Origin of the sequence: Bacillus sp. 105MF (assembly GCF_000374885.1) — a bacterium.
In the GTDB taxonomy this organism is placed as follows: domain Bacteria; phylum Bacillota; class Bacilli; order Bacillales; family Bacillaceae_G; genus Bacillus_A; species Bacillus_A pseudomycoides.
The window spans coordinates 1-24,476 of the sequence record NZ_KB895601.1; the positions used below are offsets into that span (position 1 = coordinate 1).

The 24,476-nt window shown below is 32.8% G+C and carries 21 protein-coding genes and 3 pseudogenes; 15 read left to right on the forward strand and 9 right to left on the reverse strand.

Annotated elements, in window-relative coordinates:
* A partial coding sequence (locus C564_RS0127545; protein ID WP_018767610.1) for a hypothetical protein occupies positions 1-1,041 on the forward strand: 1,041 nt, incomplete at its 5' end.
* Between the two features lie 1,217 nt (positions 1,042-2,258).
* Here C564_RS0127545 and C564_RS0127550 read toward each other — a convergent pair.
* The gene (locus C564_RS0127550) at positions 2,259-9,860 is read right to left on the reverse strand and encodes a non-ribosomal peptide synthetase (RefSeq protein WP_018767611.1); all 7,602 of its coding nucleotides are present in this window, start codon (positions 9,858-9,860) and stop codon (positions 2,259-2,261) included.
* Positions 9,861-10,323: 463 nt separating this feature from the next.
* Between C564_RS0127550 and tnpA the strand changes: the two genes are divergently transcribed.
* Together tnpA and C564_RS33845 are read left to right on the forward strand one after the other, a co-directional pair.
* Entirely contained in the window at positions 10,324-10,722 is a 399-nt protein-coding gene (gene tnpA, locus C564_RS0127555; RefSeq protein ID WP_018767612.1) for an IS200/IS605 family transposase, read from the forward strand.
* A gap of 11 nt (positions 10,723-10,733) precedes the next feature.
* Positions 10,734-11,677: pseudogene (locus C564_RS33845) on the forward strand (RNA-guided endonuclease TnpB family protein).
* 471 nt (positions 11,678-12,148) lie between these two features.
* On the opposite strand, the gene C564_RS37045 reads toward C564_RS33845, so the two are convergent.
* On the reverse strand, positions 12,149-12,307 hold the full coding sequence (locus C564_RS37045) for a hypothetical protein (RefSeq protein WP_018767614.1): 159 nt from the start codon (positions 12,305-12,307) through the stop codon (positions 12,149-12,151).
* Positions 12,308-12,428: 121 nt separating this feature from the next.
* Positions 12,429-12,803 carry a hypothetical protein gene (locus C564_RS0127570; protein WP_018767615.1) on the reverse strand — a complete coding sequence of 125 codons (375 nt, stop codon included), beginning with the start codon at positions 12,801-12,803 and terminating at the stop codon, positions 12,429-12,431.
* 164 nt (positions 12,804-12,967) lie between these two features.
* Here C564_RS0127570 and C564_RS37050 point away from each other — a divergent pair, with 164 nt between their 5' ends.
* From C564_RS37050 to C564_RS0127595, 4 genes are all read left to right on the forward strand, one after another.
* A complete protein-coding gene (locus tag C564_RS37050; RefSeq protein ID WP_018767617.1) occupies positions 12,968-13,264 on the forward strand; it encodes a hypothetical protein in 297 nt (98 codons plus the stop codon).
* A 1-nt stretch (position 13,265) separates the two neighbouring features.
* Positions 13,266-13,451 carry a hypothetical protein gene (locus C564_RS0127585; RefSeq protein WP_018767618.1) on the forward strand — a complete coding sequence of 62 codons (186 nt, stop codon included), beginning with the start codon at positions 13,266-13,268 and terminating at the stop codon, positions 13,449-13,451.
* A gap of 100 nt (positions 13,452-13,551) precedes the next feature.
* Positions 13,552-14,733: an FtsK/SpoIIIE domain-containing protein gene (locus C564_RS0127590; RefSeq protein WP_018767619.1), complete on the forward strand. Its 1,182-nt coding sequence runs from the start codon at positions 13,552-13,554 to the stop codon at positions 14,731-14,733.
* Complete coding sequence (locus C564_RS0127595; protein WP_018767620.1) at positions 14,672-15,289, forward strand: replication-relaxation family protein; 618 nt, start codon at positions 14,672-14,674, stop codon at positions 15,287-15,289. Before C564_RS0127590 ends, C564_RS0127595 begins: the two co-directional genes overlap by 62 nt.
* Here C564_RS0127595 and C564_RS0127600 read toward each other — a convergent pair.
* A complete protein-coding gene (locus C564_RS0127600) occupies positions 15,286-15,516 on the reverse strand; it encodes a helix-turn-helix transcriptional regulator (RefSeq protein ID WP_018767621.1) in 231 nt (76 codons plus the stop codon). The genes C564_RS0127595 and C564_RS0127600 overlap by 4 nt on opposite strands.
* Positions 15,517-15,982: 466 nt before the next feature.
* Between C564_RS0127600 and C564_RS36430 the strand changes: the two are divergent.
* The 4 genes and pseudogenes from C564_RS36430 to C564_RS0127620 form a co-directional block, all read left to right on the forward strand.
* Positions 15,983-16,191: pseudogene (locus C564_RS36430) on the forward strand (Y-family DNA polymerase); the annotation flags it as partial.
* 455 nt (positions 16,192-16,646) lie between these two features.
* Entirely contained in the window at positions 16,647-17,354 is a 708-nt protein-coding gene (locus C564_RS0127610) for an IS6 family transposase (protein WP_018767623.1), read from the forward strand.
* A gap of 246 nt (positions 17,355-17,600) precedes the next feature.
* On the forward strand, positions 17,601-18,953 hold the full coding sequence (locus tag C564_RS0127615) for a patatin-like phospholipase family protein (RefSeq protein WP_018767624.1): 1,353 nt from the start codon (positions 17,601-17,603) through the stop codon (positions 18,951-18,953).
* 184 nt (positions 18,954-19,137) lie between these two features.
* Positions 19,138-19,581: a hypothetical protein gene (locus C564_RS0127620; RefSeq protein ID WP_018767625.1), complete on the forward strand. Its 444-nt coding sequence runs from the start codon at positions 19,138-19,140 to the stop codon at positions 19,579-19,581.
* A gap of 237 nt (positions 19,582-19,818) precedes the next feature.
* On the opposite strand, the gene C564_RS0127625 is transcribed toward C564_RS0127620, so the two are convergent.
* From C564_RS0127625 to C564_RS37845, 5 genes are all read right to left on the reverse strand, one after another.
* Positions 19,819-21,450: a S53 family peptidase gene (locus C564_RS0127625; protein ID WP_018767626.1), complete on the reverse strand. Its 1,632-nt coding sequence runs from the start codon at positions 21,448-21,450 to the stop codon at positions 19,819-19,821.
* 438 nt (positions 21,451-21,888) lie between these two features.
* Positions 21,889-22,125, reverse strand: coding sequence for a DUF2187 domain-containing protein (locus C564_RS0127630; RefSeq protein ID WP_018767627.1), 237 nt, complete (start codon positions 22,123-22,125; stop codon positions 21,889-21,891).
* A gap of 132 nt (positions 22,126-22,257) precedes the next feature.
* Positions 22,258-22,389, reverse strand: a complete 132-nt coding sequence (locus C564_RS38305) for a hypothetical protein (protein WP_018767628.1) — start codon at positions 22,387-22,389, stop codon at positions 22,258-22,260.
* Positions 22,390-22,412: 23 nt separating this feature from the next.
* Entirely contained in the window at positions 22,413-22,652 is a 240-nt protein-coding gene (locus C564_RS0127640) for a hypothetical protein (protein WP_018767629.1), read from the reverse strand.
* Between the two features lie 79 nt (positions 22,653-22,731).
* Positions 22,732-22,839, reverse strand: coding sequence for a helix-turn-helix domain-containing protein (locus tag C564_RS37845; protein WP_231382367.1), 108 nt, complete (start codon positions 22,837-22,839; stop codon positions 22,732-22,734).
* A 68-nt stretch (positions 22,840-22,907) separates the two neighbouring features.
* Here C564_RS37845 and C564_RS38110 point away from each other — a divergent pair, with 68 nt between their 5' ends.
* The 4 genes and pseudogenes from C564_RS38110 to C564_RS36440 all read left to right on the forward strand — a co-directional run.
* Positions 22,908-23,042 carry a hypothetical protein gene (locus tag C564_RS38110; RefSeq protein ID WP_269210850.1) on the forward strand — a complete coding sequence of 45 codons (135 nt, stop codon included), beginning with the start codon at positions 22,908-22,910 and terminating at the stop codon, positions 23,040-23,042.
* 68 nt (positions 23,043-23,110) lie between these two features.
* Positions 23,111-23,326 carry a hypothetical protein gene (locus C564_RS0127650; RefSeq protein ID WP_155896295.1) on the forward strand — a complete coding sequence of 72 codons (216 nt, stop codon included), beginning with the start codon at positions 23,111-23,113 and terminating at the stop codon, positions 23,324-23,326.
* Positions 23,327-23,633: 307 nt separating this feature from the next.
* Positions 23,634-24,212, forward strand: coding sequence for a hypothetical protein (locus C564_RS0127655; protein ID WP_018767632.1), 579 nt, complete (start codon positions 23,634-23,636; stop codon positions 24,210-24,212).
* A 181-nt stretch (positions 24,213-24,393) separates the two neighbouring features.
* A pseudogene (locus C564_RS36440) lies at positions 24,394-24,476 on the forward strand (IS6 family transposase); the annotation flags it as partial.

Genomic DNA, 24,476 nt, shown 5'->3' on the forward strand with positions numbered 1-24,476 from the left:
AAACGTTCCTTAGATAAACAAGATGAAAGAGGAAATACAACTCATTTTGGAGGGATGTACCGCTTTTTACATAAGAAATACCCACATCAAATCCGTGCGGTTATGACAGAATTAACAACTGCATTACCATGTACAGGGACTCCCCTATTCAAAATTTGCAAATTACAAAAAGGGGTTAAAAATAAAAAAAGATATACGACGTTATATCTATCCTTACATACAGATTTCTTATGTACAAAAGAAGCTGGAGAAGTACAGTATCGCGATCCATTCACGCCAAAGGTTACGTATGCACGAAAAGCTCGTTTTATTGAATCTGTGTTACAAGAACTGAATATCGGTGAATTTGCACAAGACATGAATAAATTTATTCATGTACTTAAGTACACTTGTCATCGACAAATTCGAAGTGTCATTCGCGGCTTACGTGACATGATAGATCGTAATGAAGAATATCCAAGTAAGTTAGTGTATACGCTGAAAAAACTATTGAATCAAACATCACAATATCAAATTCTTGATACAGCGGCAAAAGAAGGTATTTACCCTCTTATTGGACAACATGTTCCAAAAGAACAAAAGGAGCAAGCTGTATTTGATTTTGGATTGCATTTCTCTATGTACTCTCTTCGAAACATCAAAAAGTTGTTCCGTAAAACATATGAGTTACTAAAATCCAAATTTGCTGTACCTGTTACAGAGGAATCATATCATCGTAACTATCTAAAATATCAAGAAGAAACATTGTTTAGAAAGTACGCCTATGAACAAGGTGCAAATCTAAATGCTTATATGGCTTTAGAAATAGAAATACGTGAACTTCTAAAAACAAGAGGACATAAAGATCGCTTTATTCCAAGTGATGTTCGCGAATTGTTCATTGAAAAGATAGATCGACTACCTAAAGAAAAGCTTCGCGTTATTGAAGTACCGGATGAGTTCAATTTGATTACGTTTATGCGTGCATTTGAACAATTAGTACGCACTGGTATTCAAGTAACCACAGCTGAACAAGTACTTGAGGTAATAGAAACAAATTAATGATACTCCGCTCTCTATTTTTGAAAAAATTATAAATAGAGGGCTATTCGTGTTGGTTCCATTCAAAAGAAGCCCTCTACTGATTTCTTCACATAGATACCTTTACTAGATTCTATTCATAATAGAGTCTTTTTTTATGCATTTCTATACACAGCTGTACTACAATTAACTAATTTTCCACATCTATGTTTCAATAAACACGCTATTTTTATCTAAAATGCATACAAATACCTACAAAAAATCATAAGAAAAACATTAAATTTCGTGGGTAAGTAGATAATTAGAGCCTAATGTGAATAATATGATGCAATTATTATCGAAATAAATGGATTTTAGTACTTCACCTATCAAAAATCATCAATATTTATGTGAGTAATGTGACAAATTCTAATTATGTTGATTAATTAGCCTAGATTGTGAATGTTTTGTGAGTAAATATTATAAAATTGTGGACATACAGTGGTTGAATTGAAAATTTAGCACTTGAATAAATATATTTAACAATGCATCAATTTGTTTCATTTTTTATGTAGAAATACGTGATCTTATTTATGATTATTTGTAGGTTTTATACCTTACTAATGGTTAATTTTCTGCTGTTAGATTTTGCTGTTTATGATTTTTTACGCTATCGCATACTCAAATCCCTTGTTACAGTAAGGATAAAATCCTATTTATTAGCCCTATATAAGTTTTATCTTTATATTTTTAATATATATAAGATATATATTTATATAAGATTTTATTAACTACCATGTAGTTTTTAAAAAAAATTGATTGAAAATATAAATTAAATTCATACTTTAGAACAAATAAAAAAATCCCTCTTTTACATATAAATAAAAAAGCCAATCTCAATTTTGAGTTGGCTTTTAATTATAAACTTTTATAGAGCAAGGTTGAGTTACTGTATATAAAGTTTACGGTTTTACTTTATATCTTATTATATGATAAATTGAATGAATGTTCAAATAAATCTTTTCGTAAACAGATTCCTAAAAAATAACAATTGCATATAGTCTGTATTGGAATAAGTGGTGAGTAGTTCAAAAAAGCCCTATGCTGGGATTCAAATCATTTAAAACAGCAGCGGCTATATTGAGTGAGGTGAAAATTATACATATGATAAAAAGAGCCAGATTGATTTGTGGAATCCACCTGGCCAAAATTTAGATATTACTTGTACCTGTTTTGAAGTTTTCGAATCAGAACCTAATTTACAGCATTATAGGTTCTTTAATTGGCGGTAAAAATCCTATTTCTATAGCGTATTTCAATAATAAGTTTATATATTCTTGATTTGGTTTTAAGCAATATATATTTATACTGTTTAGAAACCTTTGAGTATATTCACAAGAAGGGATAGACATGGATCCCTCCTCTACAGATTCTAATAAAGGCATTATCAATTCTAATGCTTGTTGGTTTTGAGGAGTTAAATTATTATTAAAGAACTTATCTATATACTCTTGTTCATCCACCAACAATATATCGTATCCAAAATACTTTAGATTAGTAATGAATTGATCCCAGTTAAGTTGTACTGGATTACAAATATGCATAGTCCGACCTATTGTGTTTGTTCTATAAGATAATTCTGTAATAGCCATGCTGCAATAATCAATAGGAGTTAGGTCAATATAAGTATGAACTTTTGGAGCCGTTCTGGATAAAAATATACCTTTTAGTAATCGATAAAAAGCATTTTCATTTATATTATATTGAAATTTTCCTGTAATAGAATGCCCTACTAAATTTCCAACACGATAAATGGTGCCGTCTATTCCCTCTTTAATTGCTTCCCTAACCATTTTTTCAGCTTGAAACTTACTTTCGAGATATACATTATCTAGGATCTGTCCTCTATCGAAATCTGATTCAAAAAATATGAAGTTATTTGGATCATTTTCAGTATGGCCTACCACACTTAAAGTAGATACATAATGAAAACGTGCATCTGCTTTCTTGGCTAAATGTAATAGATATTTTGTAGATTGAACATTTACTTTTTGAAAATGTTCACGTTCTCCATAATGTCTTACATCTCCACCACAATGAATTATAGAGTCTAGGTCCCCTTTTAACTGATTAATAATTTGTGAAGTGAGACCGAGGTTTATCAAAGATAGATCTCCTTCTAAAAACTTAATTCTTCCCTTCATTTTTGAAAGGATTTCGGTTCCAAAGTAAAATTCCATTCTTTCTTCTAATTTTTTATGAATTTCTTGATTTTCATTTTTACGTGCTAAACAATATATGAGAGTTGAAGGCAGTTTTAATAACCGTTCTAGAATATGAGCACCTAAGTATCCAGTTGCTCCTGTAAGAAGTATCGTTTTGGGATATTCTACTACGTCTTTAAAAGATTCGTGTAGTTCAGTTTTATTATAGGTCTGGATATCAGCTATATCGTTTTTCACCCTTAAATCATTAGATGTTGTATCTTCTTTTATTTGTAAGTTACTCATATCTTCAATATGATGAGCTAGCTTTTCTATAGTTCTATACTTGAAAAAATCTTGAATCTTAAGATTCGGGTATAATGGTTTTAATTTTACTAAGACCGGCATGATTTTTAAAGAATGCCCACCTAAATTGAAGAAATCATCCTTAATGCTGATTTCTTCAATGCTTAAAGCCTCAGACCAAACTTTTGCAATGTTTTTTTGTACTGTAGTTTCGGGTAGAATGATAGATTCATTTATATTGCTATTATCAACTTCTATTTCTAACAATTTACTAGAATCAACCTTACCATTCGGAGTTACTGGTATCTCTAATAAATGAATATAATCTTTAGGTAACATATACTCTGGTAATACACCAGATAAATATGAAATTAAATGCTGATTTTTTATTTGTTCATTGTCTAATGTTTTGTAATAAGCTCGTAATAACATCCCATCTTTTGTTGGAATGACAACAGCTTGTGTTATTTCTGGAAATTGTAAAAGTGCATCTTCTATTTCTCCTAATTCAATTCGATGGCCTCTTATTTTAACCTGTTTATCGCGTCTGCCCATAAATTCTATATTTCCATCTTTTAACCATCTTGCTAAATCACCTGTTCGATATAGTCTCTTATTTCTATCGAATGAAAATGGGTTTGATATGAATGCCTGTTTTGTTTTACTTTCCTGATTCCAATATCCTTTTGCTAGACCAATACTATCAATATACAACTCTCCTACAACACCGATTGGACAAGGCTGCATGTGAGAATTTAATATATGAACCTTTGTATTAGAAATAGGCATTCCAATTGGAACAGTCTTAGAACTGTCACGCATACATGCTTGTATTGGATAGTACATTGCTGTAACAGTAGATTCTGTAGGACCATATTCATTTACAACTTGTACTTGATCTTGTAAAGTCTCCTGCCAGCTTCTAATAGCACTTGCTGATGCGGCTTCCCCTCCCATTATAATAAATTTTAATGATTTTATCTTTTCACTCTCTGTTTGATTCAGTGATATAGATAACTCGTTAAAAAAAACTGTTGGTACATCTGATATAGTTGCTTGAATCTCTTGAATAGCCTTAGTATATGCAGCGGTTGAATACCGTTGTTCGTCATTTAACAGGTGTAATTGTGCACCATTTAATAAAGTGGAGAAAATTTCTGATACTGATGAATCAAAACTATGTGAATAGAATTGAGTCACTTTATCTAGGTGTGATACATGAAATACCTCTTTTCTCCATAGAGCTAAGTTTAGGACGCCTTTATGAGTTAATAATGTACCTTTCGGTTTCCCTGTTGATCCGGAAGTATAGATAACATATGCTAAATCATCTGGTTCAGTCAAAACTTTAATATCGTGATTTACATTAGTTTGCTGGATATCTTCAACTATAGAAATTTTGTCAGCATCTAAATTTAGATATTTTTTATATTCATGCTTTGTGATAACTCTACAAGCCTCACTATCTTGTACTATATATTCAATTCGTTCTTTAGGGTATTTCACATCAATTGGAATGTAAGCTCCACCAGCTTTTAATACTCCGATCATTGTAATAATACTATCTATACTTCTATCTAAAAATAATGCTACTTTATCTCCTTTCTTTATACCGTTTTCTAAGAGATGTTGAGCTACTTGGTTCGAACGGTTATTTAATTGCTCATAAGTCAGAGAATAAACATTAGTTGATAAAGCGATTTGATTTGGATATAGGCTTATCTGCTTATAAAATTGTTCCTGTATGCTTTTAAAATATGGATATGGTTTCTCTGTATTGTTTACTTTTGAAAATAATGCTTCTTCCTTCTCTGATAAAAACACAAGTTTTTCATATGGTACTGTTCGTTGGTTGATAAATCCTTGAAGTATATTTGAAAAGTTTTGTGTAAACCTTACAATAGATTCTTTTTTGAATAAATCAATCTTATATTCAAACGCTACTTCAATAGAATCTATACCTTCTTCAACGGACACAGAAAGATCAAATTTACTAATAGTCTGATTAAAGGGTAATAATTGAAGACTATATTCACCATCACTCTGTAACATGTCTTGTTGGTAACTAAACATTGTAGAGAAAATCGGATTATTGCTAATGCCTCTATCTGGGTTTATTGCCTCAATTACTTTATCAAATGGATAAGATTGATTCTGAAAAGCATTTAAACAGTTCTCTTTAACCACTTGTAATAACTGTTGTAAATTTTTTGCATCATGTAATTGTGTTCTTATTGCTAAAGTATTTACAAAAAATCCTTGTATATGTTCAAATGCTTCGTGATTTCTCCCCGCAATCGGCGTACCAACAATGATATCTTTTTGATCAGTCAAGTAATGTAATAATTGGATATAGGCTGCAAAAAATAACATATACATGGAAACATTCTCTTGTTCACATACTACTCTTAAAGATTTGTGAATCTCATTGTCTAATTTTATTCGAAATACATCCCCGCTATTGCCTTGTTGATTAGTATGATTAAAATCAATAGGAAGACTTAATTTTGGCAAAGGAGTCTTTAATTCAGAAATCCAATACTCCTTCTCTTTGTCCCATTTCCCTGTATCTAACTGATTTTGTTGCCAATTAACGTAGTCAATATAGCGATTAGATATAATAGATAACTCTGGAGTATTTCCTTTATCTAAAGCATGATAAACCCTCATTAATTCATCTAATAAGTACTTTAAGCTCCATTCATCTGTAATAATATGATGAGAATTTATATATAAATATGAATTTTCCCTATTGGTATTAAACAATTGAACACGAAATAGAGGTCCTTGTTCCAAATCAAATGGTGTATGGTCATTTGACTGTATTTTTCTATTTACATATACTTGTCGTTCTTCTTTAGCAATATGAGTGATATCCTCATAGTAAAAATCAATAGGCATTGACTTTAAAATTGTTTGTTGTGGTTCCCCGTCTTTTTCAATAAAAGTTGTCCGTAACATTTCATGGCGTTTAACAAGAAACTCAAAACTAGTTTGTAACAAATCCTTTTGTAAACGTGGCTTTATATATATTTGTACTGGTACATCATACACTCTGCCTATAGGGTTTAATTTGTTTAAAAACCACAATCGTTTCTGTGCATTAGAAAGATTATAATGCTGTTGCTCTTTTACCTTTGCAATTTTTTCATGATAAGTATTATTGTTTTTGGTATTACTTAGTTTATCAATATAAGCCGACAAACTAGAAACCGTTCGATACTTAAAAATATCTTTAACTTCTAATTTTAAATAAAAGTTTTTTTGAATTTGATTTAATACTTGCACAGCAATTAATGAGTGTCCACCAAGTCTAAAAAAGTCATCCTCTTTACTAATTATTTCTTTTTCTATATTTAAAATATTCGACCAAATTCCAACTAAAACTTTTTCAGTATGACTTGTAGGAGGTATGTATTGATGAACTGTTTTTTCTAATAAAGATGGTATTTCTGCTTTTAATTCCTTCTTATCAATTTTTCCACTTGGTGATAATGGGAATATTTCAAGGTGAAACAAATAACTAGGTATCATGAAATCTGGTAATTTTGTATTTAAAAATTCTTTTAGAGCGTCCTCTTTGATAGCTACATTCCCCTGTGATAAATAAAAACAAACAATCTTATCATTTTCATATACAATTGCTACTGTATCTTTTATTTTTGGATGCTTTAATAGTACTTCCTCAATTTCATCAAGCTCAATTCTATATCCGCGCAATTTTACCTGATTATCGTTTCTTCCCCAAAATCCTAGATTTCCATTTGGTAAAAGACGTACCAAATCACCCGAGCGATAAAGTCTCTTATTAGGATTATTTAATGTTGATCCAGAAAGAAAAGCCGTTCTTGTTTTTTCTTCTTGATTTATATATTCTTTTGCAACCCCCTCTCCCCCGATGTATAGTTCTCCAATCACATTTTGAGGACATAACGTGCCAAAGGGACTTACTACAAATACCTCACTGTTATGAATTGGCTTACCAATAGGGATACTAGACTGTTCATCTAATATTTCTTGTTTAATCTCATAAATGGTTGTACATACAGTTGCTTCTGTAGGTCCATATGCATTGATAATCGGAATGTCTAATCCCATTTTTTTTTGCCATTTACGCACTGCTTCAGTAGGTAAAGTTTCTCCACCTACAAAAATACATTTTAAAGAACTCAGTTTATCTAACAGTCTCTGTGGCATACTTACTAACAACTTGAAGAATACAGTTGGTAATACGCAATAATTTATATGATTTGTTTTAATTACATTTATAAAATCTTCAGCAGAACGTTTTTCAATTTCAGAAATTATATGTATTTTCCCGCCAAATAAAAGAACTGGAAAGATTTCTATTATTGAAGCATCGAAAATCATAGATGCAAATTGTAAGAATACGTCATTTTTTGTTAATGAAAAACTACTTTTTAATGAGTAGGATAAATTAATTACATTTTTGTGTGGTACTGCTACCCCCTTTGGTAAGCCTGTTGAACCAGAAGTATAAATAATATAAGCGATATCTTCGCTAGTATGCTGTTGCTCAATATATCCCTTGAAATTACAATAGACAAATTCATCTATATTAATTGTATGGATATTATTATCTTCAATAAGTTCTTTATATTTTTTTCTTGTAATGACAATGCGACTATTACTATCTTTTAGTATGTAATGTATTCTAGATTCAGGAAAATTCGGATCAATCGGAACATAAACTCCACCTGATTTTAATACACCTATAATTGAAACAATTGTATCAATGTCTCTTTCCATCATAATGCCTACACGTTGCCCTTTTTTAAACTTATTTTGGCATAGATAGCTTGCAATCTGATTGGAACGTTGTTTTAATTCATTATACGTAATTTGTTTATCCCCCATTGATATGGCAACTTTATCAGGTGATTCAATTGCCTGAATGTCAATGAGCTGGTCTAATGTTTTATAATCAGGATATTTCTGAATCTTCGAATTAATATTCTTATACAAACTATGATCCTTATCTAAAAGTAAATCTAATGAATAAATAGGTTCATTTGCATGAAGAATTAATTTTTGAAGTAAATGTTCAAATCTTTCAATTAAATCATTAATAGTTTCAGGTCTATATAAACTCGAATTATAGTCTATTTCAATTTTATATTCGTCATTTGTTGTATCACTAATAATCCTCCATACCATATCAAAGATACTCACTCTTTTATTGTCTGTCAGCACCTTTGCATCAATACCTGGTAAAAGTATTTCTGGCAGCTTTACCATATTAAATGCAGTTGAATATGTGAAATTTGAATTTCCACTTCCACTTAATTTTAAGTTTTGGACTAAATGCTCAAATGGATAATTTTGGTGTTCTGTAGCTTCTTTAACACGGTTATTAACTTTGTTAAGTAATTTTTGAAAGGTGTCTTCTTTTGAAATTGATACTATTATCGGTAAAGTATTAATAAAGTATCCAAAAGTATCCGCTTCTTGTGATCGTGGTCTCGTGTTAATTGGCATACCAACAACCATATCTTGTGAATTTGTCATTTGGTGGAGTAAACTAAAATAAGCACTTAGCATTACTCGATACATACTTACTTTATTTTTTTTAGCGAAATCCTTTATTTTAATAAATACATTTTTATCTATAATTTTACTGATACAATCTCCAGAATGTTTCCTTTCATCGTGTCCATTTCTATTAAAATCAGAGGGGAATTCTGTGTAAGGTAATTCACGATCAAGAGCTTTTTTCCAATAAGAACATGCCTCATTATAAGAAGCACCATAAATCTGGTTGATTTCATATTGGACAAGTTCTTTATAAGATGCCTCTTGATTAATAATTTTTTGGTTAGAAATTAATTTTGAATAAGTATCAGATAGTTGTCGAATCAATATACCCAGACTCCAGCCATCAAATATTATATGGTGGAAAATCATATGAAAAATATATTCATTCGAATTCAATTTAACTAACTGTACTCTAAATAATGGGGCATTTTCTAAATTGAAATTTTTATATAAAGGTTCTTCTAGATGTTTTTTTAGAACTAATTTTTTTTCTTCATCTTGGAATTCTGTTAAATCATACACTGGAATGTCGAATTCTATATTTTGTTGAATAAATTGTTTTGGCTTTGAATCTTTTTTTATAAATACTGTCCGTAAAGCTGAATGAGATTGTATAACCTTTATGAATGATTGTTTTAAAAAGTCTATATTAATATTACCTTTTAAGTGAATCATAATAGGCTCATTATAAGCACCTTCCGTTAATTTCATTTGATTCGCTAACCATAATGAACCTTGACCTACAGTCAAATCAATTTCATCAACCTTTTCACAATTTTCTCCTGTGTTCTTCATACAAAACACCCCTTTAATTGTTATATATAAAGTTAAAAATTGGATATTCTTAACAGTTAAAATATATATATATGGTAAATTTTTGTAAATGTATTTCTTTCGACTAAATTCTACATTTTTTGTTTAAATGCATCATAAATTAGTTATGTTATTATTCACTAATACATCTTGAACAATTTCAGATATGTCTTTAATGATAATTTTTTTTGAAACTGACTAGAAGTTGCACATACAGATAATTTGTGATTAGAATCTATTTGATATTGCGTAAAAAATAAGATGAATAGAGATCATCTTGTTTAACGAATTACCCAAAAGAATTCTCCTTCCTCAAGCGTGTGAAGGGCAATAGCCCAACGGTAGGTGGGAGATGAATTTCGGTTTGGTGTAGCCAAAAAGCACGTAACTGTGCTTTTTATTTTCTTTATGGTATGTCTTATGAAATAAAAAGGTTGGTATATCAGTGAAATTAGATAGTAATAATCATTCAGTGTTCTTATTGTATTATCATCTTGTATTAGTTGTGAAATACAGAAGAAATGTATTCGATGATGATATGTCTGACTATGCAAAAGACATGTTTGTAAGACTTTCTGAGAATTACAATATAACGTTAGTCGAGTGGAATCATGATGTTGACCACGTACATATCTTGTTCAAGGCACATCCTAATACAGAAATGACAAAGTTCATTAATGCTTATAAGAGTGCGAGTTCTCGATTAATAAAGAAAGAGTTTCCACAAGTGAAAAAGAAACTTAGGAAAGAAATGTTTTGGGCAAGAAGTTTTTATTTGCTAACTACTGGTGGTGCACCAGTAGACTTGGTGAAGAAGTATATCGAAAATCAAGGGGAGAAGTGAGGTGAAATGATATGACCAAGCATAATAAAGCATATAAATTTCGTTTGTATCCAACAGAAGAACAAGCATATCTTATGCGTAAAACCTTTGGTTGTGTGCGCTTCGTATATAACAGAATGTTGGCTGAACGTAAAGAAGTATATGAGAAATACAAAGGTGATAAGGAACAACTAAAGAAACAAAAGCTTCCAACTCCAGCAAAATACAAAGAAGAGTTTGAATGGTTGAAAGAAGTTGATTCATTAGCTTTGGCAAATGCTCAACTAAACTTGCAAACTGCCTATAAGAATTTCTTTAGTAGTCAAAATGACTTCCCAACATTCAAAAGTAAAAAAGACGGAAAGTCTTATACAACGAATGTAGTAAATGGAAATATTATGTTGCTAAATGGTCATATCAAATTACCAAAACTGAAAATGGTACGTATCAAACAACATAGAGAAATACCACAAGACCATATTATCAAGTCGTGTACAATCTCCATGACACCTACTGGTAAATACTATGTGTCCATCTTGACTGAATACGAAAAAGAGATTGTACAAAAAGAAGTAGAAACAGTTGTTGGATTAGACTTTGCGATGGATGGATTATACGTTAGTTCTGAGGATGAGAGAGCCAATTATCCTAAGTTCTATCGTAAAATGTTAAACCAATTAGCAAAGGCCCAACGAGTATTATCAAGACGCACAAAAGGTTCAGAGCGTTGGAATAAGCAACGTATTCGGGTAGCTAATTTGCATGAAAAAGTAGCAAACCAACGTAAGAACTTCCTTCATCATAAGTCAAAAGAATTAGTCGATAACTTTGATGTTGTAGCAGTTGTGAAAGTGTGAAAGATATGCCATTATCTGAACGAGTATATTCTTGCATATGTGGTGCAAATCTCGATAGAGATTATAACTCAGCCATCAATATCAAAAATGAAGCAATACGCCTAGTAGCATTAGCGTAAATAGCAACAAAATAACCCTTGGAACAAGGGAGTTAGCTCGGCTGTCTTAGGACTAATTCGTTAGCTATCAAAAGTAACGACTAACCGAGAAGCCCCCACTTCAAGTAAGCTCGTAAGAGCTACTAAGTGGCGGGTAGTTCACAACAATTCCAGTTATCGTTGTTTCCCACGAAGAACGAGAGGTTTTTTCAACACGTGGAGATGAAGAGGGATTTGTGCACTTAAAAGAATTTTTTGAAAAAGTTAAAAGTATGTCTATGTAGACTACTGAAATAAGAATAGTGATTTAAAAAATACTGGTAATGCTAAATAACTTGGAAATTGCAAATCTCATTGTACATGCTATAATGTAGATACAAACTGAGGTATACTTCAGTCAATAAAGCCATACAATAAAAAAGAGAGCAACATGCTACCAACATGTGCTCCTTTTTGGATAACTGCTACCGTCAAGGTGGTGGCTATCATAACTTATTTTTTCTTACGAAATCCACCCTTTTTACGCTTCCGACGGCGAGATGATAGGGTGGATTTCTTGTGTTCTAAAATGTTTTTCTTAAGGAGGTGTGCAATCGTTTCACGAACGATCCCCTTTATAATTTCTTTTAGAAATTCAAGAAGTACTTCCATGGCTTTTCACCCCCTTCCCTTCCAAAATAGAAAGAAGGAGTGATAGTCTCCACCCTAACTTCACAATTATCTTTTAATATTATAGCATAGTATTTTGGGTTTGAAGACTGTTTATCTCTTCTTAATAAGAGTCGAGTATTGTGTAATATCTTGTATAGTATCTATAAGAAATACTTTGAATCTGATTCCCCTTTTCAAAAATTAAAGCATTTTGATATTCTAATTGCTCAACGAATGTCCAACCATCTTTCTCCAGCATCTTTATGAAGGGCTCCATTTTCCCACGTTTTACTAAATAAAGAGAAACATCTGAATACCGATCTTCGTTTGGTTCTATTTCAACTATTTCTTTCCCTTGAAAGATCATTTTTGACATTCCTATGGCTAATGGTATGGGGTTCTCTTCTTGAAAAATAACTCTTCTTTTTTCGATAACGAATATAGCCAACAAGGTAAATATTAATAACGGAATGATGAATTTTTTTGACTTTAACAAGCAACGTCACCTCTTTCCTCTTTTTCCCTGTTGCAACATACATTCTTCTTATATACATAACTGTCCTTTGTGAGTAGATATTTTATTTTTTGTACAAATTCAATAATATGGATAGCACTCATATGTATTAGTGTACCTAGAATTTTATATGGATGGTGAGACATATGAATCAATATCAAATGCTGTATAGTACACCGTATCTTTATTCCTCTCGAACATTGAATCAAATGTATAAAAGTACTAAAAGTGAAGAAAACATATGCGCTATACAAGAGCATATGCAACGGCATAATGTATATCTAGATTCACAGTATCGAGGTTATTATTATCTAAGTCGTAAAATTGAGGAATATCTAAATGATGACGAATATCCATTAAGTTGGAATGAATTACTCGATAATTATCAATTGTACAAAGATAATCAAGGGAATCTGTCTATTAAACTGAAAGGACGGAGTTAACATGACAATCATTGGAGAATTAGGGGTTGTATATGGTGTGACAGGTGCTTCGGTTTTAGGAATTAAATTAATGAAAAGGAAAGGTCTTTACCTTCCAGACTGGTTGCTACGTGCGGGGCTAAAATGCTTATTAATTGGGAGTGTTTGGTACGTGCTAATGGATATACTAGATGTGTTTCTACGTTAGTATTACATCTGGCAGTTGAAAATGATTATAATAGCGCATCTTAAAAGGCTTTTTCTAAGCTTCCATACAGGCTCAACTACCTTAAGGAGGTATGGAGGGTATGATATCACTTTTATTAATACCAGCAACCTTTATAACAGTAGCTTACTTTTATCAAAGTAAAGGAATGAGTGATAAGAAAAAAATTGCAACGTTTTTTGAAATTGCAAAGATATGTGTTCAACATAAAGGTGAATTACAATACCCTATTTTTATAAAAGAAATAGAAGATGACATAAGTATGAATTATGTTTACAAGTTACCACTCGGCGTACCTAGTCAACTTATCAAAAAGTTAGCTGAAGTATTAGAAGAAGGACTATATAAACCTGTTAAAATATCGTTTCATCAAAGAGAGCTTCATATTCGAGTATTTAAGCAACGAATACCGGAAATGTGGAATTGGTCTAAGGATCTGTTAAAAGCGCACACATGGAGAGTTATGATGGGGAAAGCATTAGATAAATACGTGTATCATGATTTCGAGAAAACACCGCATATGTGTGTAAGTGGAATGACTCGTTTTGGAAAGACAGTATTCTTAAAAAACGTGATAACTAGTTTAATTTTGCAACAATCTCAACACGTGAATTTTTATATTATCGATCTGAAGGAAGGGCTAGAATTTAGTCCTTACAAAGAGCTATCCCAAGTAGTAGAAGTAGCTGAAAACCCGGAACAGGCGTTAGAGATGTTGTTGAGAGTGCGTGAAAAGATGGTAAAACAGATTGAGATGATGAAAAAGTCCTATTTTACCAATGTTATAGATACATCAATTAGAGAACGTTGCTTCATCATAGTAGATGAAGGAGCGAATCTTTGTCCGACACAAGGTTTACCTAAAAAACAACGGGATATATTATTTATGTGCCAGGAGATGTTATCTGAAATCGCAAGAATCGGAGGTGGTTTAGGATTCCGGCTTATATTTTGTACCCAATATCCAACCTCTGACACATTGCCAAGGCAAATTAAACAAAATGCTGATGCAAAGCTAGGTTTTCGATTACCAACAGCGGTTGCTTCCCAAGTTGCTTTGGATGAACCAGGTCTTGAGGATCTGCCTTCCCTTCCAGGAAGAGCATTATTTAAGACTGATCGCACAGAAGAAATTCAGGTACCTTATTTAAAGGATATGGACATGTGGGAATTACTGAAGCAATACAAGGTGGTGAAACAAAATGAGGCATCAAACACTCAAACAGAAAGCGAGACAAATCGAGATTTTATCCACTTTGAGTAAGTTAGATTTTGCAACGAGGAGGCAATTACAAGCCATCCACTGTCTAGGTAGTATTCGAAATGCAAATCGTGTATTAAAGGATCTGACTTCATATTGTCACATCACAAAAATAGCTCGTGAGCATGTATATTATTTAAATAAAAAAGGACGTGATTTATTAGGAATCACAAGGACAGTAAAGAAAAATAGTCAATTACAGCACATTTTAATGAGAAACGAAGCCTGGATGTGGCTAGGATTTCCCGAATGGAAAACAGAAAGACCTATAGAATTTTCAATCAAGGGTCAGCGATATCAAATTATCCCAGATGCAACGTATTTCGAGGAGAATGTTCCACATTTTGTTGAAGTAGATCGTATGCAACACATGAAAGCAAATGAACACAAAATACAGTTATATGGCCATATAACGGATATCTATAAAAGGCAGAAAGATATAACTCCAGTAATTCTCTTTTTCACACTATCAGACTATCGGCAATCTAAATTAGAGCAATATGCTATAAAGCAAAATGTATTTATGAGAACATTCGTGATGGAAGATGTTTTTAGTTAAAACCAGAAATCCTGATGGTCTACATTCTTATTAGTTAATTTTCTTAATGTCCTAATAATCTTTTGTCCATTCTTTAAAGATGGATGGAATGCATCACCTTTACACAGTCGACTAATCGTTCCTCTATTGACCCCACTTTCTCGGGATACTTCTTGCTGAGTTAAATTATGTTTGTCTAAAAACCTTCCAAACTTAGAGCGAGGTTTACCGATTCCGAACCAACTCATAAAATCACCTCAAAATTAGTTGTTTGTTATTACATCTTGTCCAAGAATCAAACTTTTTAAACTTCAACATAATTTGCATATTTGCTGAGAAAACATCATAGTATAAAAACAAAGATTAAAAAACTAAAAAAATATGTAATAATTTTGAGGAATCTAGCATTCATAGTAATAGCTACAAGTTGCTGATACACTAGCCTAATGGCAACTTGTTGCAACGAGTATTCCTATAAAATAAAAAGCTTAAATCCATTGGTACATAAGGGTTTGAGCTTTTCTTAATTTATAAAGAAACGAAAACGAGTTTAATAAGTTAAGAGATATAAAAGCGTTCCGTAGTCGAATTTTGAAGAATCTCATATAATTTCACGCACCATATTTGTATTAAAAATTATTTGCAAAAGGATTGTATAAACCGAAAAATAAGGTTTATAATAAGAACGAATGTTCTGTCTTTGGAGGGGTTACCTTGTATGATTATTCTCTATTACCTAACCAATTATTTTGTGTATAGATCTTCGTAGTTTTTATGCGTCGTTGAGTTGCATCAAAATGGGATTAGACCCTCTTCACACTAAATTAGCTGTGGTTGGTGATGTGAATAGAAATGGCTCAATTGTATTAGCTGCGACGCCACCATTAAAAGCGTTAGGTGTTAAGAAAATGGCCAGATTTTATATTGATATCTTTTTTTGAGTTAAATTAAAATTAATAATTCTATCAAAGGTTATCTTACTTTTTCTCAAAAGTAAAAAATATTTGAGTGAAATTCTTATTTGCGCAAGAACAATGTCCGCTAATGCTTATTCCTTTTTGGTTCTATTGCTACATATTCCTCTACGTCGGGGTACAGCCGGGATACTTGTGAAAATAGGTTATAGACTCACTTTTATTTCCAATCTGATTTTTTGTTTTTTGATAAAACTCCTTCCTTGAGATCTGTGTAGCAATGGAATAAAATCATCGTCATGTACAGTAAAGCACCATTTTGCCAAATCCACAGGGTTTCAAACCTTTCGCCATGCTTCATGTACGATAAACGGTTCTGGTGCAAAAACTTCAGGGGAATTGCAAATAATCTCTAAATCTTGGACATACTGATACTATTACTCTAAAAAAGGTGTGTGATCGGTATGAAAAAGGAAAATTTGTTCAAATGGAAGCACTATCAACCTGATATTATCTTATTAACGGTAAGATGGTACCTACGGTACAACCTAAGTTTTCGTGATTTGGTGGAAATGATGGAGGAACGAGGTTTGTCTATTGCTCACACCACTATTATGCGTTGGGTGCATCAATATGGACCTGAATTAGATGAAAGAGTACGACGTCATCTTAAGACAACAAATGATTCCTGGAGAGTCGATGAAACGTATGTGAAAGTAAAAGGGCAATGGATGTATTTATATCGCGTAGTCGATTCAGAAGGAAATACCATTGATTTTTATCTAATTGAATCAAGAGATAAACAAGCAGCCAAGCGCTTTTTCAAGAAAGCCGTGGCTGCTTCTCATATTTGTAAACCTCGCATAATAACAGTAGATAAAAACCCTGCCTATGCTGTAGCGATTCAAGAGTTAAAAGAAGAGAAACGTATACCTGAAGGCATACAACTAAGGCAAGTTAAATATCTCAATAATATAGTGGAACAAGATCACCGTTTCATTAAGAAACGTGTACGTTCTATGTTAGGATTCAAGTCATATGCAACAGCCACTTCTATATTGAGTGGCGTTGAAACCATGCATATGATGAAAAAAGGACAACTTCACTTACAGGTGAAGTCTGCCCAAAATGAAGTTAGATTCATACATAAATTATTTGGACTTGCAGTATAAGATATGATTCCGTTAGGAATATATGTGCTGTATTCTTTTTTGTTTTATTTTTGCACCAGAACCATATTTTGTTTCCTAATAAAGAGGAGAATTCTAATGCAGTTCTTAAAAAGAACTGCATTTTTTTAGTAATAAAAATCTACGATGATATCATCATTTTATAAATAAATTCACTGCATACTTGTTTCTACAGTTGGAGATTATTTCAAATGTACAGATTTGAGTAATGAAAGAAGGGAATTAATTTTGAATAAAAATCTGAAATTAGCATTTTCTGGCGGTGGGTTTCGGGCTTCATTCTATGCGCTGGGGGGGTATAAACGGATAGTTGAATGTAAACTAGATCAGTATGTGACGAGTATCAGCTCTGTTTCTGGAGGTAGTATCACCGCTGCAGCTATTATGGTTGCCCTATATAAAGGTGGTGAGTTTCGAAATGTAATTGATTTTGAAGAGCGTGTTATTACTCCCCTAGTTAAATTAGGACAAATCGACCTTCGTACAAAATTGATTACAAATTCTTTTACAAAACAAATCTTGTCTTTTAAATCTATTCGAGAGAAATGTAGCGATGCACTACCAACATTACTTGATGAATATCTTTGCGAAGGGATTCACATGAAGGAATTACAAAACCTTTCGACCACCTGGTATTGTAATACAACCTGTTTAGACACTATGAGGATGTTTTATTTCTCAAATGATCATATGTACGGAACTTATATTGGACAAACAACCAATATAGATGACATTTCCATTTCTTATGCTGTGGCTACTTCTGCCGCTTTTCCATTATTATTTGCCCCTATCTCTTTATCGGTAGCAGATAGAATCTTTTGCGATCCGGAAAATCGAATGCAAGGGAACCCATTGTTAAAATATGACACCCTGTGGTTTTCCGATGGAGGAGTATTCGATAATATCGGAACTGAACCTTTGATATTACCGGATGGGGAAGAATCAGTAAATAATCAACGTAGATCCCCCCCTTTGGCAAAGCATAGAAAAGAACCTATGAAATTTATTCCCAAAAATTCCGATGAGATATACTTTGTGTTAGATGCCTCTGCGGCTGAAAGAGAGTGGAAAGAAACTGAAAAACCTACTCATTTTGAATTAAACAAACGTATTTTAGATACATCTAATAGCCAAATTGTAGTATTAAGAAGAAAAATGTTGCGTAATTTAGATCCAGATATTTATCCAGGATTACAGCTCATTCTTAGTACTCCTATTCAAACTTTATTAGATTCAAATGGGAACCCTTTTTATACTGACCATGTTTCTTTACCAGACTACCAATTATATTCGCCTCCTTCAGACGAAGAAAATATAGAAAATTTATTAGCAGGACTTCGTACGGATTTGGATGGTTTTCATGATATTGAAATTCAAACATTGATGCGTGCAGGTGAAATTCGAATGGACATTGCTTTACGGATGTTGCTGCCAGATTATATGAAGAGTTTAAAAAACATATCTATTCCTACATTTTCATCAGAAAATATAGAGCAACTTTCAGAAATATTACGGTCAGGTGGTAAGCATCGCTTAACTGGCAGTCTTTTTCAAAAACTTCATGATATTAAGGAACCTTGAGAGAAGAAATGTCTCAATTCATTGGCTTGTATCATTGGAGAAATGTAGCATTTCTATTTAAAATATGATGGCTTTGGTATCTACGTAAAAGAGTTTATATAATTATTTTTTATAATAATAAATTTTGTGTATCTGTAAACAATATAGGAAGTAAACATTTATATAGACTATGGAGGGAACAACTATGAGCGAACATTTACAACACCATCCCCATTTCGGGAATACGTTAGCAGATCATTTTATGGAACATCATCGAAATCCACTTTCATTCCATGCTCCCATCGTACATGTTAAAGCAACAATAAAATTAGTTGAAGAAGACGATTCTAATTCAGAAGGTGGAACACATCAGCATTTTTTAATTAATAATATTCAAGTTATTGATATAAAAGGTGCACCAAAATCTCTAGTAGAAGATGAAGCTTTTTGTGCAATTCGCTATGGGGATAAATTAGGATTAAAAAATCCTATCCCAGACTTAAAAGAAGGGGAAGAAATCGAACTACAAGGGGAGTATGTTGATAAAACACATGCAAAGGTAGGAATTGGTAATCCAGGGGATCCAGTAATACACTTCACGCATCACCCGGTAGGATTTGTAAATTATAATGGTAAACATTACGAATAGGTATTTAGTTGACCCTTTCATAAACAGTGGGATTTTATTTTTAGCAAATAATAAAGGTGAGATTCATAAATGGTGGAACCCTCCATATGTGGGAAGAACTCAGTGCATTCCAATTTAGCTATGCTATTTTCTTTCTTAAAAAACGCTATCCCTTTTGTGTATTTATACAAAAGGGATAGCGTTTTTTGTTATGTGGTTACAATCTCACCTTATCTGAATTCGTGAAGTTATATGGTCTTAACTATGGAAATTACTTAGTGCATTCATTAATTTGGTTCCATCAGGACTACCTAGACCTGTACAAGCATCCCATCCTGAAGATGCCATATAAGCACCGTTTAAGTTACTTATATTATTATTTCCAATTGTAATATCGTGAAATATGCCACCTTGAGTAGATAACTTGTACAAAGCTGGATTGATAAATCCTACAGAATGACCTAATTGCTGATTGATATTTGCAATCAAACCAGCCCAAAGGGGAGCTACAGCACTAGTCCCACCAATAACAGCTTGTTGTCCATTTACTTGGACTTGATACCCTGTAGCTGGATCGGCATTACCTGCTACGTCAGGAACTCCTCGTCCAGTTCGTCCTCCTGGATTAGCTGAAGACGGGACGTTTGCATTTGTTTGCCAACTTGGTAAATCAAAAAAATCACTAACTCCACCACCAGTGGCACTTTGTCTTGGTCTACTATTCCAAACGACCTCGTTGGTTATCGTATTACCTGTTCCTTCTAATCGGGTGCCACCACATGCAAGAACGAAAGGGCTAGAAGCTGGAAAATCCGCATGCAGTTGATGATCTGGCACAGGGTGATCAGGATCATTAGGATCATAATCCCATGAGCCAAAATCACCAGATGCACAACATATCGTTACGCCCAATGTTGCAGCATCCTGAAAGGCACGATTCATAACCTTCATCGCTTGAATTGTCCAATTACGTTCAGGGGACCCCCAACTAATAGAAATTACTGAAGGCTTGTTACGTGTATCGTGAATGGCTTTTAAAATAGCATTAGTAAATCCACTATCCGTATTTGGTGCAAAATACACAGCAATTCGTGCACCAGGAGCAACGGCAGCAGCCACCTCAATATCTAACTGTACCTCACCATCTTTATTAGGGTTAACACCTGGTTGATTTGTCGCTCCATCCACAAGTACGTCAATAATTTCTGGCTGAGGAATCCCTAGGTGAGTAAAGTATCCTGCTATATCATCAGCACTGTATCCACCACCCAGTTCGGCAATTGCAATACATTGGTCTTTACAATTTATTGACGGGAAATTGTATAATTTCCCCACTTCAGGGGGCGTGTAGGTTCTTCCTACAGCTGAACTTGTAGTCTCAACCTCTTCTAACATACGAATATGTGGAGCAACTTGAGGTCTGTTGTCTAACCCTAATACAGCTTCAATAATGTCAGCAAGCTCTTCAGGAACATGTACATGGCCGGTACGTCCACGATATGTAAAATCAGGGTGCTCATAGGTAGCTAGTTCAACACCAAATGCTGTGCTGAAAGCGTCTACTATGCCTGATAGCACCACAGTTCCAGCAGCGATGTTAATTTCTTTGACCTCAAGCCCTTGTTCAACCGCAAATTTCTCAACTTTTTTCATATCATCAGGATTAGCGCCATGAGCGGAAGCGAATTCTTCATGGCTAAGATAACCCCGTGCTGAAAGTGGCTGAATAGATGTTTTCTCTATCATTGAAGTAAGCTCTGTAGCAGTTGAAGGACGTCGAACAACAACAGTTACCAACATCTCTTCATTTGGATCAGCCGGCCCTACTTTTCGTGCACTAGGAAGGGCAACACGTTCACTTCCTGAAACTCTAATCAAATTTTTGTCCAATTCTCTTACACCTTCTTTTAATTATTTTTAACATTGTTAATTTGCTATATTATATTACAGTTCACTAGGAACTTAAAAACGAACATAGCAATCTTATTGTTTGATAAGGAAAGATTTTTTATACTCTTTTAAGAAATGAGGTTATTTAAATTCAAGAAGGTGCAACATAAGGTTTTGTTGTAAGAAATAATGATAAGAAGGAAAGTTGTTAATAGGAGTCACGAGCTATATTATATGTTCTAATTTTAAAGGCAGATAAACCTCCTAAAGATTCTTAATTATATTGCCAAAAGAGATTCTGTCGTCGAAGTGTTTCATTATCTTTAAATGGTTTTCCACTATGCAATAGCTGCATACCAAAAACAAGGGACACGGAGCACTCTAAATTTATTGGGAAGGTGTAGTGTATTGTGGTCGGAACTATAATTTTAGTATTTATTATGAAACTTGTCTTTTATGAACATGAACTTTTTTATAACGACCATGCTTTACAACATGGCGAGTATCTATTTCTTTATATTTCTTAGTTTTAAGTATTTCCGAAATATCCACGATAATTGTATTAGTTAAAATATTTACTATATAACCAGTTAATTTTATTGAAGGGTTCTTGTGATGCGGAAATTGTAAAAATTCACCAATTTTAATTGTTGGAACTGAAATAGTCTTTTCCATAAAAAAGCCTTCTAAACTGAAATGTTATAGATTAACTTTTACATTACTAATTATGTCTTTATGCTTTGAAAATTTATGTGCTTCTATATACAAAACGAACAGATCTGCACTTAATGTGACAGTCATTCCATCTTACATACGTTTTAAATTAATGAGATCTTGATTCTCTTGTTCAAACATCCTTGCATATCCTAATACCTGATACACTCGACCATCTTTTCTATGAATATAGAATTCGCCCCGTTTTGGTTTTGATGCTATCACATCTATTCCTCCTCAAAATTTGTTTAAAATCCGTAGAGAAATCCGGCAATTAAATATGTAGCAACAATCATAAAGATGGATAGTCCAAATGTACCGAAGAACCAGATTTGTGAGACAATACAATTATCTATACCAAACCATTCACAAATGGCGTCATATTGCTTTTTTAAAGTGCTTTTTATAGTAAGCTTCATTTTTTCTTTTATCGTTAAATGTGTTAAAATATACTTGCTGTTAGGAGTTTTTAGATAGGTATTTGCCATCTAGAATCAACCTTTCTTTTATAGTAGTGTACCTGGAAAAGCCCTTCTCTACTTAGCGGTGGTGGGGGCTTTTTCATGTTTATTTACGAGTCAGTCTATTCATGCCGTCACGTGTGACTAACCAGACTTTCCCGCTCTTCCTTGCTTCGTTCTCAGAGAACTTTCCACGATTACACCATTTATTCACGGTGTTTTCCGCAAGTTATAGGGAAGTGTCCATCTAAACAATTGGATATTATCTTGGATGAAAAAGGGATGGAATATCCAGGAATTGTAACGGTCGGATCCATTTCGCAACCGACTATTGTATTAGAAAACCGTATTGTACACGAAATAGCTCATCAATGGTTTTATGGAGCAATAATGATCCTTACTATCATGCGTGGTTAGATGAAGGATTGGCGGTGTTGGCAACAAGAATGTTTTTCTCAACTCAAGAAAACAGAAGCATAAATGAAATGTCTTATCAAGGATTGTTGCCAAATATGAAAAGACGACCATCTAATCTTCCGTTAGACAAATATCCGTTAGAAGAGCAAAGTAATTACATCTACGGTCAGTCAGCAAGTGGATTGTGGAATATTTTTAGCAAAAATGGAGGACAGAAGACAGCTGAACACTTTTTAAAACAATATTATGAAACCTACCAATATAAAGAAGTTGATACTGTTTAATTTAAAAAATGTTTTAGACTCGAGCCCATTGGTATACTTAACATTCTTTATCTTCAACACCTATACTTTCTATAAATAAGTATTAGACTATCTCCTTTCAAAATAATTAAATATGCTTTTTTATTAAAATAAAGTATTAGACTAAATCGTAGATATGCGATTTCTATATAGGAAATAAGGAAAATTTAAAGAACACATACTTGCATAAAGCTTTCAAAAAAGAAAATGATATAAATAGAATTTGTATGAAGGATATTTATTCATTAGAAAAGAAACTAACAATATTTAATGGAAAAGGGGAGATACATTGAAAAATATTAGATTGTGTGGTTGGTTTAAAGGCCAAAATTGGATTAGTAAAGGTCTACTCATAACATTTCTATTTTTCATCGCAGCATCCCTATGGACATTTCTAACAGCAGATAAGATACACACTAATTTCTATACAGAACAGGACAACATGATTAATAAAATAAAAGAAATTATACAAGATAAGAAAATCTTAACAGAACAAGAAACAAGACAAATTGAACAAATGGTACAATCACATAAAGAACATTATCCAACTTATCAATATCTTGCGATTCATTCAAAAGAAAATCATGTTATTGACAAAGACACTATCTCTTCTATAAATCCAAAGCATGCACAATATTTATATCCCAAGCAAACAAAGAAAAAAGTAGGAATTATGGCTGATACCTTCTATGTATTTGAAGCTCTTGAAGCTGGAGATTGGTATATAGTCCATCAATATCACCCTACTGGTGGGTATTACTATGAAATTACTGTCTTATTATTAAGTATCTCAGGAGTTAGCCTTATTATCTGGTTACTCCTTCAAATTAGATATTTACTATGGATCCGACAATTAAAACACGCTTAAATTACCTTCGCTAGTGAGAATTATGTGAATAAAAAATCCCTTCAGTAGATCTGAAGGGATTTTTTAAGATTTTACGCTACACAAAAAACGGTTCTGGTGCGAAAACGATAGGAAAATTGCAATGAATCTATAAATCTTGGACATACTGATACTACTAATTTAAAGAGGGTGTGTAATTGGTATGGAAAAGGAAAATATATTCAAATGGAAGCATTATCAGCCTGATATTATTTTATTAACGGTAAGATGGTACCTACGGTACAA